Below are 2,861 nucleotides of genomic sequence, written 5' to 3'. Positions count from 1 at the left end.
GGTTCTTGGCGACGCCGTGCGAGATGTAGTTGACCGCATCGTAGCGGGTCATGTTCTGCTCTTGCAGGAAATAGGCGGCGTGGCTCTCGCGTTCGGCGAAGATGGCGACGAGCACATTGGCGCCGGTCACCTCCTCGCGGCCCGAGGACTGCACATGGATCACCGCGCGCTGGATGACGCGCTGGAAGCCGGCGGTGGGCTTGGCGTCCTCGTCATAGCCGGTGGCCAAGTTGGACAGGTCGTTGTCGACATAGTGGGCGAGCGTGCGGCGCAATGCGTCCAGATCGACACTGCACGCATCCAGAACGGCGCGCGCATCCTTGTCGTCGATCAGCGCCAGCAGAAGATGCTCAAGCGTCGCATATTCATGATCGCGCTCATTGGCCAGCGTGAGGGCCTGATGCAATGCGCGTTCGAGGGTCTGGGTGAAGGCGGGCATCTATTTCTTCTCCATCACGCATTGCAGAGGATGCTGGTTCTGGCGGGCGAAGTCCATCACCTGGTTCACCTTGGTCTCGGCAACCTCGTATGTATAGACGCCGCACTCGCCGACACCATGATTGTGCACGTGCAGCATGATGCGCGTGGCCTGATCGCGGTCCTTCTGGAAGAAGCGTTCGAGCACATGGACGACGAACTCCATCGGCGTGTAGTCGTCGTTGAGCAACAGAACGCGATAAAGGCTGGGCTTCCTGGTCTTGCGCTCGGTGCGCGTGATGACCGAGGTGCCGCGTCCTTCGGACCCCCCTGCATCGTCATCGCCGGCTGCCCTGAGCGGCCAGGTCAAGGGGCCGCCAGGCGGTTGCTTCGATTCCGGCACGCTGTTCATGATCTCCGGCTTGGACCTTCATTCATTCGGGAACGATCGGAAGCTGTGACGTCAGCGGCGCGTCCATCCGCCATATCTAGGTCGTCATCTACGCATTTTAAGGCCCCTGACCGGACGCGCAAGATGGCCGGCGCAGATCGGGGCGCGATTTGCGGGCCGGGCGCAAAACAATGCCATGCGTCCGTCGAAGCGGTCTCGAAAACGAAAAAGCCCGCGCGCCTTCGCGGGCGCGCGGGCAGATTTCGGGCAGGGCCGGAAGACGGCTTACTTGGAAGCCGGAACCATCGCCTCGAAGGGCTTGTACACTTCCTTGGCCAGGTCGGTGTAGAGTTCGCCCATCCTGGTGGCCTGCGCCACGGCGGCCTCATAGGCGCTCTTGGCGTAGTCGGTCTGCACTTCCATCGCCTTTTCCAGCGACTTGGAGGCGGCCAGCTTCTCGAACGCGGCCGCGCCGGCCTCGTAGGACGCCTTCGAATAGTCGGTCGCCTCGGTGGCGATGGCCTGCATGCCCTTGGTCATGGCCGCATAGCTCTTCAGGGTGCCGTCCATCACTTCCTTGCTGGACTGGCTCATGTCTTCGAATGCCTTCATCATGTGTCACCTGTCGGTCTGATGTCTGATCGGGGAGCATCGGGAAGGGTCTGCTCACGGCTCACATAGTGTGCAGTGCACAAAAAAGCAAGAGGATTTTTTGCAATGCACAAATCCAATTTGATGAAAAGTGCCGCAGCGATGGCAAGCCTTCGATTACCATAAACGGATTGGTAACGCGGTCGCCCTAGCGTGCGCCCGATCCGGCGGTTCGCCGCCGCCAGTGCATCCCGTGCAGCGAGAGTGCCCCTTGCCCGACCCGACCCCACGCCGCCTTTCCACGCAGATGCGGCCGATCGCCGCCGCCCTGCTGGCGCTGATCGCGCTGGTTTTGGTCGCGCCCGCCCCGCATGCGCAGGCCAACCCGAAATATGCCGGGATCGTGATCGACGCCAATACGGGCAAGACGCTCTACGCCTACCGCGCCGACAGCACGCGCTACCCCGCCTCGCTGACCAAGATGATGACGGTCTACATGATGTTCGAGGCCATGGAGCAGGGCAAGATGCGGCCGAACACGCCGATCCGCATCTCCCGTCACGCGGCATCGATGGTGCCTTCCAAGCTGGGCATCCGCGCCGGCGGCACCATCACCGCCGAGGCGGCGATCAAGGCGCTGATCACGAAATCGGCCAACGACGTGGCGGCGGCCGTCGCCGAGCATCTTGGCGGCACCGAGAAAAGGTTCGCGCAGATGATGACGCGGCGCGCGCGGCAACTGGGCATGGGTTCGACCACGTTCCGCAACGCCTCGGGGCTGCCCAATTCGGGACAGGTGACCACCGCGCGCGACATGGCGCGCCTGGGGATCGCGTTGCAGGAGCATTTTCCGCGCCGGTTCGGCCTGTTCTCGACGCGCTCGTTCACCCATGCGGGCGCCACGCACCGCAACCACAACCGGCTCCTTGGTCGGGTCAAGGGCGTGGACGGCATCAAGACCGGCTATATCCGCGCCTCGGGCTTCAACCTGGTCACCTCGGTCAACACCGGCGGGCGTTCGATCGTCGCCGTGGTGATGGGCGGACGCACGGGCGCATCACGCAACGCGCAGATGGAAAAGCTGATCGGACGCTATCTGTCCAAGGGCTCCCGTCGCGACCGTGGGCCGCTGATCGCGCGCAACGGACGCGCCGCATTCGCCATCGAGGGCGCCTCGATCGCCTCCATTCCGCTCAGCCGCCTGCCCGTGCCAGCCCAGGCGCGCCCCACGGGCGCGGACGCGCCCGCGCCGGTGATCGCCTACGCGCCCCAGCCAAGGCCCGCCGCCCCCGTCGTCGACCGGATCACGACCGCCTCGGCCGCCGGACGTTCGGGCTGGGTTATCCAGATCGCAGCGCTCGAAACGCAGGATCAGGCGCTCGACTATCTGCGCACCGCCCAGAGAAGGGCGGGCAGCGTGCTGGAAAAGCGCGAGCGCCTGGAACAACTGCGCGCTCTGGAG

At 64.5% G+C, this 2,861-nt stretch carries 4 protein-coding genes; 1 reads left to right on the top strand and 3 read right to left on the bottom strand.

Annotated elements, in window-relative coordinates:
• The 3 genes from AC5E6L_RS13930 to AC5E6L_RS13920 form a co-directional block, all read right to left on the bottom strand.
• On the bottom strand, nt 1-439 hold a 439-nt coding region (locus AC5E6L_RS13930), incomplete at its 3' end, for a Clp protease N-terminal domain-containing protein (protein ID WP_491774075.1).
• Nucleotides 440-829 carry an ATP-dependent Clp protease adapter ClpS gene (clpS, locus tag AC5E6L_RS13925; RefSeq protein WP_491230891.1) on the bottom strand — a complete coding sequence of 130 codons (390 nt, stop codon included), beginning with the start codon at nt 827-829 and terminating at the stop codon, nt 440-442.
• Between the two features lie 264 nt (nt 830-1,093).
• A complete protein-coding gene (locus AC5E6L_RS13920) occupies nt 1,094-1,420 on the bottom strand; it encodes a phasin family protein (RefSeq protein ID WP_491230890.1) in 327 nt (108 codons plus the stop codon).
• A gap of 286 nt (nt 1,421-1,706) precedes the next feature.
• Between AC5E6L_RS13920 and AC5E6L_RS13915 the strand changes: the two genes are divergently transcribed.
• Nucleotides 1,707-2,861 (top strand): serine hydrolase (locus AC5E6L_RS13915; RefSeq protein WP_491774079.1); only part of this gene is annotated, 1,155 nt, incomplete at its 3' end.

It is taken from the genome of Roseitalea sp. (assembly GCF_984466335.1).
The sequence above is the reverse complement of the archived record's forward strand: the minus strand, read 5'-3'. Positions and strand labels throughout refer to the sequence as shown.

Excerpts from the sequence above, each read along its gene's own strand:
- clpS (WP_491230891.1), bottom strand. The coding sequence starts at position 829 with ATGAACAGCGTGCCGGAATCGAAGCAACCGCCTGGCGGCCCCTTGACC.
- AC5E6L_RS13920 (WP_491230890.1), bottom strand. The coding sequence starts at position 1,420 with ATGAAGGCATTCGAAGACATGAGCCAGTCCAGCAAGGAAGTGATGGAC.